Annotated in this window: 16 protein-coding genes and 1 tRNA gene; 1 reads left to right on the plus strand and 16 read right to left on the minus strand. The window is 60.2% G+C overall.

The genetic code is table 11. The features are described 5' to 3' along the window. From WCT10_05725 to WCT10_05760, 8 genes are all read right to left on the minus strand, one after another. On the minus strand, positions 1 to 317 hold a 317-nt coding region (locus WCT10_05725), incomplete at its 3' end, for a GTP-binding protein (GenBank protein MFA6604298.1). Positions 318 to 487: 170 nt separating this feature from the next. Then, positions 488 to 1,054, minus strand: a complete 567-nt coding sequence (locus tag WCT10_05730) for a hypothetical protein (protein ID MFA6604299.1) — start codon at positions 1,052 to 1,054, stop codon at positions 488 to 490. A 225-nt stretch (positions 1,055 to 1,279) separates the two neighbouring features. Further along, the gene (locus WCT10_05735; GenBank protein ID MFA6604300.1) at positions 1,280 to 1,909 is read right to left on the minus strand and encodes a hypothetical protein; all 630 of its coding nucleotides are present in this window, start codon (positions 1,907 to 1,909) and stop codon (positions 1,280 to 1,282) included. A gap of 265 nt (positions 1,910 to 2,174) precedes the next feature. Then, positions 2,175 to 2,966: a hypothetical protein gene (locus tag WCT10_05740; GenBank protein MFA6604301.1), complete on the minus strand. Its 792-nt coding sequence runs from the start codon at positions 2,964 to 2,966 to the stop codon at positions 2,175 to 2,177. Positions 2,967 to 3,099: 133 nt separating this feature from the next. Then, complete coding sequence (gene fusA / locus WCT10_05745; protein ID MFA6604302.1) at positions 3,100 to 5,181, minus strand: elongation factor G; 2,082 nt, start codon at positions 5,179 to 5,181, stop codon at positions 3,100 to 3,102. 77 nt (positions 5,182 to 5,258) lie between these two features. After that, positions 5,259 to 5,726, minus strand: a complete 468-nt coding sequence (gene rpsG, locus WCT10_05750) for a 30S ribosomal protein S7 (GenBank protein MFA6604303.1) — start codon at positions 5,724 to 5,726, stop codon at positions 5,259 to 5,261. A gap of 24 nt (positions 5,727 to 5,750) precedes the next feature. After that, positions 5,751 to 6,179: a 30S ribosomal protein S12 gene (gene rpsL / locus WCT10_05755; protein ID MFA6604304.1), complete on the minus strand. Its 429-nt coding sequence runs from the start codon at positions 6,177 to 6,179 to the stop codon at positions 5,751 to 5,753. A 336-nt stretch (positions 6,180 to 6,515) separates the two neighbouring features. After that, the gene (locus WCT10_05760) at positions 6,516 to 7,160 is read right to left on the minus strand and encodes a site-2 protease family protein (protein MFA6604305.1); all 645 of its coding nucleotides are present in this window, start codon (positions 7,158 to 7,160) and stop codon (positions 6,516 to 6,518) included. 125 nt (positions 7,161 to 7,285) lie between these two features. Here WCT10_05760 and rpmB point away from each other — a divergent pair, with 125 nt between their 5' ends. Beyond that, complete coding sequence (gene rpmB / locus WCT10_05765; GenBank protein MFA6604306.1) at positions 7,286 to 7,483, plus strand: 50S ribosomal protein L28; 198 nt, start codon at positions 7,286 to 7,288, stop codon at positions 7,481 to 7,483. Positions 7,484 to 7,984: 501 nt separating this feature from the next. Here the strand turns inward: rpmB and WCT10_05770 are convergent. From WCT10_05770 to WCT10_05805, 8 genes are all read right to left on the minus strand, one after another. Then, positions 7,985 to 8,058, minus strand: a tRNA-Pro gene (locus WCT10_05770). Between the two features lie 384 nt (positions 8,059 to 8,442). Beyond that, a complete protein-coding gene (locus tag WCT10_05775; GenBank protein MFA6604307.1) occupies positions 8,443 to 9,183 on the minus strand; it encodes a type 1 glutamine amidotransferase in 741 nt (246 codons plus the stop codon). A gap of 242 nt (positions 9,184 to 9,425) precedes the next feature. Beyond that, on the minus strand, positions 9,426 to 9,854 hold the full coding sequence (locus WCT10_05780; protein ID MFA6604308.1) for a hypothetical protein: 429 nt from the start codon (positions 9,852 to 9,854) through the stop codon (positions 9,426 to 9,428). 328 nt (positions 9,855 to 10,182) lie between these two features. Next, positions 10,183 to 10,470, minus strand: a complete 288-nt coding sequence (locus WCT10_05785) for a hypothetical protein (GenBank protein MFA6604309.1) — start codon at positions 10,468 to 10,470, stop codon at positions 10,183 to 10,185. A 140-nt stretch (positions 10,471 to 10,610) separates the two neighbouring features. Beyond that, the gene (locus WCT10_05790; protein MFA6604310.1) at positions 10,611 to 10,898 is read right to left on the minus strand and encodes a hypothetical protein; all 288 of its coding nucleotides are present in this window, start codon (positions 10,896 to 10,898) and stop codon (positions 10,611 to 10,613) included. 258 nt (positions 10,899 to 11,156) lie between these two features. Beyond that, complete coding sequence (locus WCT10_05795) at positions 11,157 to 11,654, minus strand: nucleoside-diphosphate kinase (GenBank protein ID MFA6604311.1); 498 nt, start codon at positions 11,652 to 11,654, stop codon at positions 11,157 to 11,159. Between the two features lie 69 nt (positions 11,655 to 11,723). Next, positions 11,724 to 12,632: an MBL fold metallo-hydrolase gene (locus tag WCT10_05800; protein MFA6604312.1), complete on the minus strand. Its 909-nt coding sequence runs from the start codon at positions 12,630 to 12,632 to the stop codon at positions 11,724 to 11,726. Further along, complete coding sequence (locus WCT10_05805) at positions 12,610 to 14,229, minus strand: ComEC/Rec2 family competence protein (GenBank protein MFA6604313.1); 1,620 nt, start codon at positions 14,227 to 14,229, stop codon at positions 12,610 to 12,612. Before WCT10_05805 ends, WCT10_05800 begins: the two co-directional genes overlap by 23 nt. Positions 14,230 to 14,506 lie beyond the last annotated feature (277 nt).

Raw genomic sequence — 14,506 nt, forward strand, 5'->3', positions numbered from 1 at the left:
AGAATGGCTCCGTCCATCTGGGCGGCGCCGGTGATCATGTTCTTGATGTAGTCGGCATGGCCAGGGCAGTCGACGTGCGCGTAGTGGCGCTTGTCGGACTCGTACTCGGTATGAGCCGTCGCGATCGTAATACCGCGGCTCTTGGATTCCGGAGCCTTGTCCAGGTCGTCGATCTTCTTATCCTGCGCGACTTTGCCGGCGGACCTCAGGACCTGCAGGATCGCGGCGGTCAGGGTCGTCTTGCCGTGGTCGACGTGGCCGATGGTGCCGACGTTGACATGGGGCTTCGTGCGCTCAAACTTCTTTGCCTCTGCCATAGTAATGATTTAGATCCGAGAATCCTGTCCGCCTGACGGAACAGTCCGGATACGTTAGAAATTATGATTATCCTATTTATTTATTTGGGTTCGAACAGTATATACCGAAATATACTGAGTTGGCAAGCCCTTGGGTCCGACCTGAAAGCCAGGACCCCGAATCGCCAATTTTACTCTATCGGTTCCAGATAAAAACGCTCTTCCTCTTCGTAAGACCCCGTGGTCTGAAAGTTCGCGATCGTCTGGGCTGCGGACTGTAATTCTACAGTCCTTTTCTTCTCCTGGGCGTTTTTCCAGGCACCAATTTCGCGGTTTATCTTATCCAGCAACTCATCCTGTGTCAAGTCTGACGCTAGCGGGGTTGCGGGCGCGGCTTTTTCAGCTTGAACTGCCTTAAGTTGGCGGGGTGAGCGGGGCACTTCGGCGGGCTTAAAACGGTCGGCGCGAGCCGGTTGCGGGCGGACCGGAGGCGCTGACTCTTTTTCGGCGTAGCGGCTCCATTCCGGATCCCTCTCGCTCCGAAGCTCGGCTTCTTCTTTATATGTATCCGGCGGGGCAGCCGCGATCCTAGCGGTTTTGGCGGCCGGAGCCGGTGTCGCGACGGCGGTGTTCAGGCGCTCGTAGGCGTCCAGATCCATGACGACGACGGCTTTGCCGGTCATAGGATCAGCCAAGACGACCTTATCGCCGGTCTTCTCGATGAGCCCGATCAAGCGGGTGATCAATTCAGTATTCATATCGGACACATCTTATTAGAAAATGGGGCGTTGTCAAGAAATTGTGGAGTGTGGAAGTGAGGGAGAGACGGAGTCAGGGAGTGTTGGAGTTTTGTCGGGTCTCCCCCACTCCTCCACTTCTGCACTCTCCCGTTCATTGGATCAGGGAGAGACGGAGTCAGGGAGTGTTGGAGTGCTGGAGTAAAGAAAAACGCTTCGTGCGAAAGTCTGCACGAAGCGTCAGCGTCATCTGATAGACGATTTCAAACGGCCAAAGAATGATCGAAGGACTGAGCCCGAAGCGCTGACGTGCAAGCACGCCGCCGGACTGAGATGACCTTTCCAATCACGATGAAGATCTTCAGCGCACCAATGTGGCCTGAGACAGCCATCATTTGAAAGAACACGGACAAACCGAACGGTACCGCTGCGATAAATGGTGCCCCAGAAGCATACGGATTTCCATTCTTTTGGAATGATCTCGGGATGCGCGAGCAGATAATCGAGGACATTGGCGTTCAAAACTGGCTTGTACGCCATTTCCTTGCGGATCTCATCGCCGTAGATCGCGTACCTCTTTTGGTCCTTCACCGGAACGAGGTCGATCTTGACCTTGGCCAAGTCGATCAATCCGCTCCGGCGATGTTCCTCGACTTCCCAACCTTCCGGGGTGAAGGGGTCGGTGCCGCAATCAACGATATGACTGAGCGGCTTGGCCGCCGCCTGCGGATTCCGTATGAAAAAGAGAACCTGCCGGAGCTTTTCTTGGTCATGGGCGAGTGTGCCCCAGTCTCTGGCTCCGAAACCGACCTTCCTGCCAGTGACCGCCAGTTCATGCATGACGCCCAAGTCTTTGCCGAAATCCCTTTCACTCATCGCTGATCCTTTCTGTTGGACGCACCCCGCTCCGGGACACACCCATTTTTGTTCGCTGTTCGCCCCGAAGGGCCGGCTCTGACCCGAAGCTTTGCCACAGCGGAAAAACGCCTTAAAAAGCGACTTTTCGCTGTGGCAAAATATCAATTTATGAATGATCAACGGACAATTTATAACTTAAAAAATGAAGGCTTGTCAAACCTCCCCTGACTCCGCCACGTCGCTCCCGCACTCCAGCACTCCGCCTCTCCCTCACTCCAGCACTTCAGCACTCCCCCACTTCACCTCTCCCCCGTTCCACAACAAAATACTCGTACCCTCCGATCAGGACCGGCGTCGACAGGAAATACCAAATGATCACGTCGTCGATCGGGAAGATCCGGCCGCAAAGACGGGTCGTCCAAACGTAATGACCGGGCCACCACCAGCTGCCGATGCAGAGCGAGACGTATTCATATATGAAGAAGACCGCGGCGAAGAACAGCGTGGTCGGGACCGTCCGCGGCAGCAATTCCGGACGCCGCCAAAAAATCAGCGCGCCGGGAACGATCAGGATCGGAACCGCCATCCAGACGTAATTCACCGCGACGATCGCCGGATCAATGGCGAACAGTCCGAACACGACCAGATCCAGCAGCAGATACAGGCCGATGAGGACCGGCATCCTTTTTGACGGCGCGCCGCCCCGATCGCCCGCTGCGAAATATTCATAGAACGACAGCGCCCAGAAAAAATTCAGGAACGCGAACAGCAGATTCTCGAGCGGCATGACGCCGAACGGCCGCGGCAGCATCGACTGCACGTCCCAGGCATCGGCGAGCCGGCTGGCCAGTTCGACCGGCGGCGCGAACAGGATCGTCGTCACGGCGGCGAACTTCAGGACGCGGCCGCGCGACTCCCTGAGCCACAGCCAATTGATGATGGCCGGCGGCGCCAGGACGATCAGGATCGAAAACAAATAACCCGGCCGCGCCCAATAGACCAGCCCGCAGGCGATGAAAACGTAAGCCAAAAGCGCCAGCGCCCGCCTTATTTTACTGAACTTCCAGGTGATCATGCCGAAATTGTAGCACGCGGGCCGGTGACTTGGCGTCGGGGCGCGGTTTTGGTGGAGCCACGTCGCTCGCGAGCGACGTGGCGGAAGCGAAAAAACGGCCGAGCTCTGCGCCCGGCCGTTTCTTTTCGATCACTTATTTCTTCGCGCGGCTGGCCTTGATCGTCTCCGCGACGTTGTTCGGGACCGGTTCGTAGCTCGAGAACTCCATGGAGTAGGAGCCGCGGCCCTGGGTCATGGAACGGAGCTGAGTGGCGTAACCGGACATTTCGGAGAGCGGGACCAAGGCGTCGATGACCTTGATATTGGTGCGATCGCGCATCTCCTTGATGTGGCCGCGCTTGGAACTGACATCGCCGATGACATCGCCCATGTAATTCTCCGGGACGATGATCTGGATCTTCATGATCGGCTCCAGGATGATCGGACCGGCTTTGGCGCAGGCATCCTGGAAAGCGAACGAGCCGGCGAGTTTGAACGCGACCTCGTTCGAATCGACATCGTGGTAGGTGCCGTCGTAGACGGTCGCGACCACGTCAACGACCTGGTAACCGGCCTGGAGGCCGCGATCAAGGGATTCCTTAATACCCTTCTGAATGGCCGGAATGAATTCGCGCGGGATGGCGCCACCCTTGACATCGTCAACGAACTCGAAGCCCTCGCCGCGGAGCTTCGGCGCCACGCGGATCCAGCAGTGGCCGTACTGGCCGCGGCCGCCGGATTGCTTGATGTACTTGCCTTCGGCTTCGGCCTCGCGGGTGATGGTCTCGCGATACGCGACCTGCGGCTTGCCGACGTTGCACTCCACTTTGAATTCGCGCTTCATGCGGTCGACGATGATGTCGAGATGCAGTTCGCCCATGCCTTCGATGATGGTCTGCGCGGTCTCCTCGTCGGTGTGGACGCGGAAGGTCGGATCCTCTTCAGCCAGCTTCTGGAGCGCGATGCCCATCTTCTCCTGGTCAGCCTTGGTCTTCGGCTCGACGGCGAGCGAGATGACCGGGGTCGGGAAAGTGATGTGCTCGAGCTGGACGGGATTGTTCTCGTCGCACAGCGTGTCGCCGGTGAAGGTGTTCTTCAGGCCCACGGCGGCGGCGATGTCGCCGGCCATGATCTCATCGACATCCTCGCGGGAATTGGCGTGCATCCGGACGATGCGCCCGACGCGCTCGCGCTCGCCGGTCGTGGTGTTCAGGACGTAAGAGCCGGCCTTGAGCACGCCGGAATAGACCCGGAAGAAGCACAGTTTGCCGACGAACGGATCAGCCGCGATCTTGAACATCAGCGCCGTGAAAGGCTGTTTGTCGTCAGCGTGGCGCTCGATCAGTTTCTCAGGATCATCGACCGCGGTCGCTTTGACCGGCGGAATATCCAGAGGCGACGGCAGATAATCGACGACGGCGTCGAGCACGAACTGAATGCCCTTGTTCTTGAGCGCGCTGCCGCAGAGAACCGGCACGATCCGGAAATCAATGACGGCCTTGCGCAGGACCGGCTTCAGATCCGCCACGGGAATATCCTCCCCGGCGAGGTAGCGCGACAGCAGCTTCTCATCGTTCTCGCAGATGGCCTCGACGAGCTTGGCCCGGTGCTCCTCGACCAGTTCTTTCTTGTCGGCCGGAACCTCCCCGACCTCGATGTCCTTGCCAAGGTCGTCCTTGTAGACGAAAGACTTGCGATTCAGCACGTCGACGATGCCGATGAAATTATCCTCGGTGCCGATCGGCAGGAAAAACGCGTAGGCATTCTTGGTCAGCCGGTCATGGATGGATTTGAGGTCGGCGTAAAAATCCGCGCCCATGCGGTCGAGTTTGTTGATGAAGCAGATGCGCGGCACTTTGTAGTCGTCCGCGTAGTGCCAGTTGGTCTCGGACTGCGGCTCGACGCCGGCGACGCCGTCAAAGACGACGACCGCGCCGTCGAGAACGCGCAGGGAGCGTTTGACCTCGACCGTGAAGTCGATGTGCCCGGGAGTGTCGATCAGGTTGATCTGATGATCGCGCCAGACGCAGGTGGTGGCGGCGGAAGTGATGGTGATGCCGCGCTCGCGCTCCTGCTCCATCCAGTCCATGGTCGTGTCGCCCTCATGCACTTCGCCGATCTTGTGCTTCTTGCCGGTATAGAAGAGCACGCGTTCGGAGAACGTGGTCTTGCCGGCATCGATGTGGGCGATGACGCCGATGTTGCGGATGAGATCCAATGCGTATTTTCTAGGCATAGATGATGGGGGTCCTGAGCGCTTTAAAGACGCCGCGCGGCGTCTTCAAAGGCGGGACGAGACCCGCTATTTTGGCTTTATCTGGCGAAATGGGCGAAGGCGCGATTGGCCTCGGCCATGCGGTGGACATCCATCTTCTTCTTGATGGCATCACCCTCGTTGTTGGCGGCAGCGACGATCTCATCGGCCAGCTTCTGGTGCATCGGGCGGCCTTTCTTGCTCCGCGCGGCGTCGATGAGCCAGCGGAAAGCCAGGGCCAGGCGGCGCTCGCCGCGGACCGGGATCGGCACCTGGTAGTTGGCGCCGCCCACGCGCTTCGATTTCACCTCGACGGCCGGCTGCAGATTCTTGAAAGCCTTGTCGAAAGTCTCGAGCGGATCGGCGCCAGCCTTAGTCTTCACGATCTCGAACGCGCCGTAGACGATCTGCTGGGCGGTCGATTTCTTGCCATCCTCCATCACGTAATTGATGAGTTTGGCGACGGTCAGGTTGCCGTATTTTCCGTCCGGCAGGATGACCCGCTTCGGTGCTTGTTTACCACGCATACTGGTTCAAGTATCAATCAATGACTAGGATTTGGCCTTCTTCGGAGCCTTGGCCCCGTAGATCGAGCGGCCGCGCCGACGCCCCTCGACGCCCTGGGAATCGTAGACGCCGCGGACGATGTGGTAGCGCACGCCCGGCAGATCCTTGACCCTGCCGCCGCGGATCATGACGATGGAGTGCTCCTGCAGGTTGTGGCCGACGCCCGGAATGTAAGCCGTGACCTCCATGCCGTTCGAAAGGCGGACGCGGGCGATCTTGCGGAGCGCGGAGTTCGGTTTCTTCGGGGTCATGGTCGTGACCTTGACGCAGACGCCGCGCTTGAAAGCAGCGCCCTTGGCCAGGATGGTCTTGCGGCGATGCAGCGTGTCGAGCGTGAAAGTCAGAGCCGGGGTCTTGGACTTGGTCTTCGAAGACTGGCGGCCGTGCCGGATCAGTTGATGCATTGTTGGCATATTGTCGTTTAATGTTGCGAAGCCGCCGTTGCCAGGTGCCGCGTTTCAAGCCACTTCCACGCGATACTTTCGGCGACGTAAAAACAAAAAAGTGACGATAATTCGTCTGGCCCAGATTATCACGCGTTCAGGCGAGCGTCAATAGAGCGACCGGACTGTCGCCGCCGGCGCCCTGAAGCTGGAATATTGGCCTGGAGGGGGCTTATTTGGAGAAAGTGAGAGAGTGCGGGAGTGGAGGAGTTGCGGAGTCATGGAGAGACGAAGTTGCGAAGTCGACAAAATATACTGCTGACTCCGTTACTCCGTCACTCCATGACTCCAGCACTTTCATCTCCCCTACAGCCCTGCAAGCGAAAAATAGCCCCGGATGATGGCGGTGAAGACCGAACCGATGATCGAGACCGGCGACAGCCAATCCAGGATGATCAGGATGAAGAGGATGGTCGGACCGCGGGTTTCGAGGAAGCGCAGGATGTTGTGATACTTCGGCGCCGCGAGTAACGCTTCCATGAGCGCCGCGCCGTCGAGCGGCGGCACGGGAATCAGGTTGAAGACGCCGAGAACGGCGTTCACGATCACGAGCTGGGTCAGCAGCATCACCAGCAGATTGGACAGCGGCAGCGCCAGGACGACGAGAACGAACTTGAGCAGGAACAGGAAGATGAGGCCGCTCACGAAGTTCGAGGCCGGACCGGCCATAGCCACGAGCGTGGCTCCCCAGCGGTGAAAGCGGAGGTTGTACGGATTGAAAGGCACGGGCTTCGCCCAGCCGATGACCGGAAAACCGCTGAGCAGCCCGATGAGCGGCACGAGCACTGTGCCGATCGGGTCGAGATGAGCCAGCGGATTCAGGGTCAGGCGGCCCAGCCGTTTCGCGGTCCCGTCGCCCATGAGATAACCGGCCAGGGCGTGGCAGAACTCGTGTACGGAGAGCGCGATGAGGAAGGCGGCGATGGAGAGCAGGGCTTCGGCGAAAGGCATAGTCTTTGATGGCGTTTACGCGGCGATGGCGGGACGGAGAAGCCGCTGACGCGGCCACATCTTGCCAAGGCGGAGAGCTCGTGTTAAAGTGCCTCCGCGTTAATCATACCTAAAGATGGTATCGTATGGCTAGAATCTGCGACGTTTGCGCCCGCCGGCCGAACCAGGCCAATTCGCGGAGCCACTCCAACATCGCCACGAAACGGCGCCAGCTCGTCAACCTGCAGTCCATGCACGTTGATGGCAAGGCCGCCAAGGTCTGCACCCGCTGCGTCCGGACGATGACGAAGACGAAAGGCAAGGCGAAAGGCAAAAAGAAGTAGCGCTTCCGCCAAAAAACCGGCCCTCGCGGGGCGGTTTTTTCGTTGTCATAAAAAAAATACACCCGGGCGGCAGAACAGCGATGTTCTTGCCGCGCGGGTACGCGAGATCGATTATTGAAAACCAGCCGAGCTGAGCTCGGCCCCACAGCCGAGCTGAGCTCGGTAAATACAAAAACCAGCCGGTGTTACCCGGCTGATTCCCACCACTGAACTCGGCTCGAGAGTTTCGATGGGCCAGCTCAGCTGGCCACACCCCGCTCTGATCGCTCGGTTGTTTCATCAGAGAATGCGAAGCTGAGCTTCGCCTTCATCTTTTGGAACCGAGCTAAGCTCGGAAAAATTGAAAACCAGCCGAGCTAGGCTCGGCTGGCGTCCAATACCCAGCTTATCTCGAGTGGTCGCGCTCAGCGCGACTTCCGCACCTCGCTTTGGCACAAGGTGGGCGAAGCTCAGCTTCGCCATATCATATAGGTTCCCTTACGGGAACCGAGCTAAGCTCGGTGGTCGGGCTAGGCGGAGTTGAACCGCCGACTCGCCCACCCCAAGGGCGTGTATTACCGCTATACTATAGCCCGCTGAATTTTCCGCGGGGCCACTATACCCGGACCGCGAAAAAAAATAAAGGACCCCACGATGAAGCCAAAGTTTTGGCTGAAGCCAAATGGGCCTGCTCCCCGCCAAGCGAAAAGCTCTTCGCCTTGATCTTCGTCCCCGAGTACCGCCGGAAAGCTTGCAGGCTTTCGACCGCACCCAAAGACGAATGGCCAAGACGATCTGAGGCCGCTGGAGTCCGCTTGCGCTGCCCACGGGCGGCGCGAATAAGGACCCCAAGCCAAAACAGTTGACCCAAAACTTTGAAAGCGACTTCGTGAAGTCCGCTTTCATCATACCATGTTGCCGCGGACGTTCAACTGCCGTCCGGATCAGCCAACCTGCCAGCGGACAGGAAACGAAAAACGTCAATCCTGGAGCACCACGCGGTCGATCCACTTGGCGATCAGGCCGTACGATTCCGGCGTGGGCCTGAGCCGGGTCGAGATCTTCCCGATCGAATCGTCGGCGGTCACGTAATTATCCTTGTAGTAACGCAGCCGCATGACGATATCCTCGAGCGCCAGCTCCGGATGGAACTGGAAACCGTAAATCCCGGTCGCCGGAAAAGTGAAGGCCTGGACCGAGCAGCAATCAGAACCAGCCAGGCGGACCGCGTCCTGCGGCAATTTGACGATATGGTCCTGGTGTCCGGTCTGGGTCGGAAATTCCAGCGGCATATCCCTGAACAGCCTGTCAGTCTTCGCCGCCGGCTCTAGTCTGACGTTGACCGTTCCGACCTCGCGCTGGTCCGGATCGCGCGCCACGACGCCGCCGAAAGCGCTGGCCAGGAACTGGGCGCCCCAGCTCGAACCCAGGATCGGCACGCCGCGGAAACGCGCCTCGTGGACGAGCGCGACCAGGCTGCCGAGATTCGGAACCGGATCGAGAACGGAATAATCGCCGCTGCCGCCGATGATGACGGCGTCGACCGTATCAAGTTCTTCCGCCGTGACCGGCTTTTCCAGGAGATCGTGGCTCAGGACGTGGTCGTCGGCTATCTTGCCAGCCGTCTCGAAACAAGTGATCTCATGCAGCTTCATCGTCCGGTCACGACGAACTTGGACCAGCAGAAAACGAAGAGCATCGCGATTTTTCTTGAGTGACATATGTGAAGATCATAATATGGGCGACGGGGGCTGATGTCAATCTGGAGGAGTGTGGGAGTGTAGGAGTTGCGGAGTCATGGAGAGACGGAGCGACGGAGTGTCTCGACACCTCCACACTCTCATGCTCACCAACTTCGTCTCTCCCTGACTCCGCCACGTCGCTCGCGAGCGACGTGGCTCCGTCTCTCCAAAAACACGCCCCGCGGGCGTGCTCTCCAAAATCAGATGTGCTCCGACCGTCTTCAGGAAGCCGGCGGTTCTTCGAACGGACAACCGGACTTCGCGGCGAGATCAAGTAATTTCATTTCACCCGCCTGGCGCTCGCCGTTCGGGAAGACCCAGGTCGGATAACCGGTGATGCCGGCATCCGTGCACTCTTTGACCTGCGCCCGGGGATCGCCCTGCACGCCGCATTCGATGTACGGCATCTTGCTCGCGGCGTCGCCGAACAGTTTCTTCTGTTTCTGGCAATGCGAGCACCAATAAGCGCCGTACATCTTCACGCCTTTCTGGGTCAGGCATTCGGCCAAGCCGCTGACGGCCGCCGCTGACGGAGCGTTCTTCTCTTCGGACAAGCGGATGGCGGCGATCGATCCGACGATGAAAATGATCACGAGCAGGATGACCGTGCGGAAGACTAGCGCTCTTTTGTCCTCTTTCTTGTTGAACATGATCGTTGGAGCCGCCGCGACGCGCGGCGAGATCGGAAAAAATCGGGATAAAGAAAAGATGCCTGCTTCTTTCCGGAGCCGAAAAGACGCCGGCACCATTCACGAGAGATACAGCCTCCTTCTGCGGCACTGCGGTCGTGAACCGCAACGCCACCAAGCGCGACTCGATTGAAGAGACCATGTTGACCGGATGCCGAGCGGCGTCCGATAAGCACGGAGCTCACGACAAGACGGAGAGAGTTTAACACCGGGTCCGGCAACTGGCAAACCTGATCGTGTGGATAAAAAAATCGGCGGTGCAAGACCGCCGACCTGATGAACGTCCGACTCAGCAGGACTGGCTGTAGACCTGGAAAAAACACCAGCATACCAGGACCATAGCCGTAAGGAGCATGACCGCCACCGCTGCCAGTCCGATGGCAATGAAACGGAAGAACCACTTGTCTTTGGACGATCCGACCGCCGCTGCTTGCCGGGCAAATTTTTCCATCACAAACGCGCAGAACAGCGACATAGCCACAGCGAACGGGAGCAAGATCAGGCCAAAAACGCCTCCGTAAACGTTATCGATCACGTACTGGATCGGCGCCGCGCAGAAATCAACTGCGGAAAACATGATTCGGACTCCTTGGTTCGATGTGAAAGAACGCTATCTTCTTAGGGGAAAAATGGCCATCTGTCAATGCGGCGCGATAAAGACGAAAAGCGGATAAAAAAATCGGCGGTGCAAGACCGCCGACCTGACGAACGTCCGACTCAGCAATACTGGCCGTAAAGCTGGAAAAAACACCAACATGCCCCGACCATGGTCGCGAGGAGCATGACCGCCAACGCTGCCAGTCCGATGGCAATGGAACGGAAGAACCACTTGTCCTTGGACGATCCGGCCACCGCCATTTGCCGGGCAAATTTTTCCATCACAAACGCGCAGAACAGCGTCATGGCCACGGCGAACGAGAGCAGGATCAGGCCAAAAACGCCGTGGAAAACATTTTCGATCACGAACTGGATCGGCGTCGTGCAGAAATCAGCCGCGGAAAGCATGATTCGGACTCCTTGGTTCGATGTGAAAGAACGCTATCTTCTTAAGGGAAAAATGACCGTCTGTCAATACGGCGCGGCAGGAATGGAAAAACTAAAAAACGGAGACGCTTGTCTCCGTTTTTTGATATCCATGACTCCCTGACTCCATATTGCGAGAGACGAAGTCATGGAGTGACGGAGTTGCGAAGTCACCGGACTCCGTCTCTTCGTATCTCCATGACTCCGTCTCTCCAGCACTCCAGCACTCCTGCACTCTCCTCACTCTTTAATAGTAAACTTTGTGTAGGACGGACTATGCCGGACCAGCTCTTCCGGTTTGAACCAGACGTTGATCTCCGAGTCGGCGTTCTCCGGCGAATCCGAGGCGTGGATCAGGTTGAAGACGCCGATATCCTTCTCGTCGGCGTGGGAATAGGAGACGTGGGCGAAATCGCCGCGGATTGTGCCGGGCGCGGCGGCCTTAGGCTCGGTCGCGCCGACCATCTTACGGACGACTTCGATGATGTCGACGCCTTCAAGACAGATGGCCACGATCGGACCGGACATGAGCATCTGGATCATGCGCTCGCGGACCTTCTCGCCGCGGCGGCGGGCCAAATCGTCGGTGTAATGCCGCTTGGCGGTGTCCATCTCGGAGACGAGCAGCTTCAGGCCGGCCAGTTTGGCGCCGACGCGCTCGAAGCGCTGCAGGATCTCGCCGCAGATGCCGCGATCAAGGGCGTCCGGTTTGAGCAAGACGAGTGTCCGCTGGATCATAATGCGAAAAATTTATGGAAGCTGGCTGCTTCCTGATGTCCGGAAGTATAAGCGGTTCCCGGCGACGTTTCAAGGCGGTACGCCGCGCCGGGAGCGCCAGCTGACGCCGGCCTGACCGAAGACGGCCACGACGTCGCCGTGGACATCCGTGCGCCAGACTTTGATGCCGCGCGCGGCCAGGCGCTTCAGGAGCGCGGGCGAAGGGTGGCCGTAATAATTTTGCCCCACGGAAATGACCGCGGTCCGAGGCTGGACGCCGGTCAGGAAACCGTAGGTCGTCGCTTGGCGACTGCCGTGGTGGCCGACCTTGAGGATATCGGCGGCCGGAACATCGCCGGCATCCAGAAGCGCGGCTTCGGTCTTGGCGCCGGCGTCGCCCGTGAGCAGGAGCTGCCCGCACGAAGCCGGTCCGGCTGCGCCTCCGGGATCCGGACAGGAGACGCTGAGCAGCAGGACCAGCGATTCTTCGTTGATGTCCCGGCTGGTCCGCAAGATCGACGCGGGCGCGGTGTGAACGACCGCGAGCGCCGCGTCATCGCTCAGCCGGATCGAATCGCCGCTGCGGACCACGCTCACAGGCACACCCTGCGCCACGGCCGCCAGCCGCAGAGCCGCGAATTCCGGCGTGGCTGCGCCCGCGCCACCGAGGATCAGCCGGCCGACCTGATAACGCCCGAAGACCGCTGCGAGACCGCCGACGTGATCAGCGTGCGGATGCGTCACGATGACGTATTCAATGAGCCGGTCGGTGAGCGGCATGGCGCGGCCGAGCCCAGTCAGGACCTGGCGGCCCGGACCGCCGTCAATCAGCGCTTGGACCCGGCCGGCGGCAACGAGGATCGCGTCGCCCTGCCCGACATCCATGAAGGTCGCCGTCGCCAGCGGCGGCGAATCATGGCGCACCGCCCAGCAGCCGACCAGGAGCAGAACTCCCGCCGCAGCGGCTAAAATGAGCTTATTTCTGGAGTTTGGAGCCATATTCGATCACTTCAATCTCGAGGCCGGCCGGCAGCGGCGGACGCCGCAACGGGATCGGCTTCGCTTTTACCAAGGCATACCACAGCAGCAGGATCCAGCCCGCGATCATGGAACAACCCAAAGGCCCGGCCTGGAGCTCCACCGAGAACGGCAGGCTCGCCAAAAAACCGATGATCGTTTCGATCACCCGGAGCAGCCAGACCGCCGCGAGAGCCGGCAGCTGGCCGACCGAGAACCAGAACGCGGCCAGGATGATGCCGCCGGCGCCCAGGGCCATGATCCAGGGAATGAGCGGCAGGATCAGCAGGTTGGCGACCGGACCCAGGAGCGGCACGCGGCCGAACGCGAGGATGATGATCGGCAAAGTGGCGAGCGTCGCGCCCAGGGTCTCGCCGGCCGAACGCCTGATGCCGAGGAACTCCGGCAGGAAGGTCAGGCGCTTCGCGAGCGGTTCGCCCAGGCCGTGAAGTCCGAGTACGGCCGCGAACGACAACTGGAAGCCGACGTCGTGCCGCAGGAGCAGCGGATCGAACGCCAGCATGGCGGACGCGGCCAGGGACAAAGCGGCGGTCGCAGAATAACGCCGGCCGACCACCGTCGCGACGAGGGCGGTGCAGCCCATGGCCGCGGCGCGGATGACCGAAGCTTCGGCGCCGGCGACCACGGCGAAGATCAGGACCCCGGCCAGCGAGAAGCAGGCGGCGCGCCGGCGGCGGACCGTGGCGGCGGCGAATAGCAGCAGGAAGATTTCCGCGACCCGCGCGACGTTGTAACCGGAGACGGCTAGGATGTGCGAAGTGCCGGTCGAACGGAAAGCGGCGACCAGATCCGGTGGCAGACCGTCGCGGTCGCCGATGAGCAGGCCGAGCAGGAAAGAAGCTTCCGGCTCAGGCAGCAGCCGGCCGACGCTCAGCCGGATCCGGGAGCGCAGGCCGTAGAGCAGCTGCCGCGGCAACGAACGCTCGCTCGCAGCGATCGCCGCCAGCGGCTCGCGCGTCGAGCAGCGCCAACGGACGCCGTCGAGCCAAGCTTGGGCATCGAAAGGATCGCCACTGTTCAGACCGACCCGAACGGGAAGACAGCGCCAGCGCAGCACCTCGCCATAGGCAAAGATCGGCCAGGCCCGGGCCCGCAGCCGCAGCACGCCGGCGAGCGGCCGGCACGAACCGTCCGCCGCCGAGCCGCCGTCCGCGAGCGCGCTCAGGTCGCGCTGGCCGACTGCGGTCCGGTCGCAAACAAAAACGCGATCCAGATCCAGGGTCGCGCTATCGCTCATGATCCGCTGCTCGCGGCTGACGGTGCCGACGAGTTCCGTGGCAACCAAGACGGGTTCATCCGGCGGATCCGCGGCCGGGATAGCGGCGTCGAAACGCCACAGAGCGAGCGCGAACATCAGCGCCGCCCCGGCAAGCAGGCGCGGAACCGGCCTGGGCCGCAGAGCGATGAGCGCGACCAAGAAGCAGCCTGCGGCCGCGAGCCAGTAGCCAGCCGCGAGCCAGATCCGTTCGTCGAACGCGTGAACGGCCACGCCGCCGAAGAAGGCCAGCAGCCAGGCGACCAAGGTTCCGGATGACGATGCCGCGAGACGGCGCAACATAAAGCCGCCAACTCTTAACACCTGCTCCGGAAAACCGCAAGTCAGGATTCAAAAACGGCCCACCGTAATCGGCAGACCGTTCTTTTGTCGTCTTGAACAGTTCGGTTCGGATCGAACAAAATGATTCAGCGTCCTCTCTGCACTCTCACTCCCCTGGCTTCAAGGTCGCGAGAATCGAGACCTTTTCGTCTGATGAACGCTTCAGTCATCGGCGTCGGGATGTTGCGGCGAAGGTGCTCGATGCGTCCGTTGTGCCGGATCCTGATGTCGACGCCCG

The organism is Patescibacteria group bacterium (assembly GCA_041667185.1).
Taxonomy (GTDB): Bacteria; Patescibacteriota; Patescibacteriia; order SG8-24; family SG8-24; genus JBAYFM01.

What these genes read in the sequence shown, in the direction of transcription:
- WCT10_05730 (MFA6604299.1), bottom strand. Translation starts at nt 1,054, where the DNA reads ATGAATACTGAATTGATCACCCGCTTGATCGGGCTCATCGAGAAGACC.
- WCT10_05735 (MFA6604300.1), bottom strand. Translation starts at nt 1,909, where the DNA reads ATGAGTGAAAGGGATTTCGGCAAAGACTTGGGCGTCATGCATGAACTG.
- WCT10_05740 (MFA6604301.1), bottom strand. Translation starts at nt 2,966, where the DNA reads ATGATCACCTGGAAGTTCAGTAAAATAAGGCGGGCGCTGGCGCTTTTG.
- fusA (MFA6604302.1), bottom strand. Translation starts at nt 5,181, where the DNA reads ATGCCTAGAAAATACGCATTGGATCTCATCCGCAACATCGGCGTCATC.
- rpsG (MFA6604303.1), bottom strand. Translation starts at nt 5,726, where the DNA reads ATGCGTGGTAAACAAGCACCGAAGCGGGTCATCCTGCCGGACGGAAAA.
- rpsL (MFA6604304.1), bottom strand. Translation starts at nt 6,179, where the DNA reads ATGCCAACAATGCATCAACTGATCCGGCACGGCCGCCAGTCTTCGAAG.
- WCT10_05760 (MFA6604305.1), bottom strand. Translation starts at nt 7,160, where the DNA reads ATGCCTTTCGCCGAAGCCCTGCTCTCCATCGCCGCCTTCCTCATCGCG.
- rpmB (MFA6604306.1), top strand. Translation starts at nt 7,286, where the DNA reads ATGGCTAGAATCTGCGACGTTTGCGCCCGCCGGCCGAACCAGGCCAAT.
- WCT10_05775 (MFA6604307.1), bottom strand. Translation starts at nt 9,183, where the DNA reads ATGTCACTCAAGAAAAATCGCGATGCTCTTCGTTTTCTGCTGGTCCAA.
- WCT10_05780 (MFA6604308.1), bottom strand. Translation starts at nt 9,854, where the DNA reads ATGTTCAACAAGAAAGAGGACAAAAGAGCGCTAGTCTTCCGCACGGTC.
- WCT10_05785 (MFA6604309.1), bottom strand. Translation starts at nt 10,470, where the DNA reads ATGTTTTCCGCAGTTGATTTCTGCGCGGCGCCGATCCAGTACGTGATC.
- WCT10_05790 (MFA6604310.1), bottom strand. Translation starts at nt 10,898, where the DNA reads ATGCTTTCCGCGGCTGATTTCTGCACGACGCCGATCCAGTTCGTGATC.
- WCT10_05795 (MFA6604311.1), bottom strand. Translation starts at nt 11,654, where the DNA reads ATGATCCAGCGGACACTCGTCTTGCTCAAACCGGACGCCCTTGATCGC.
- WCT10_05800 (MFA6604312.1), bottom strand. Translation starts at nt 12,632, where the DNA reads ATGGCTCCAAACTCCAGAAATAAGCTCATTTTAGCCGCTGCGGCGGGA.
- WCT10_05805 (MFA6604313.1), bottom strand. Translation starts at nt 14,229, where the DNA reads ATGTTGCGCCGTCTCGCGGCATCGTCATCCGGAACCTTGGTCGCCTGG.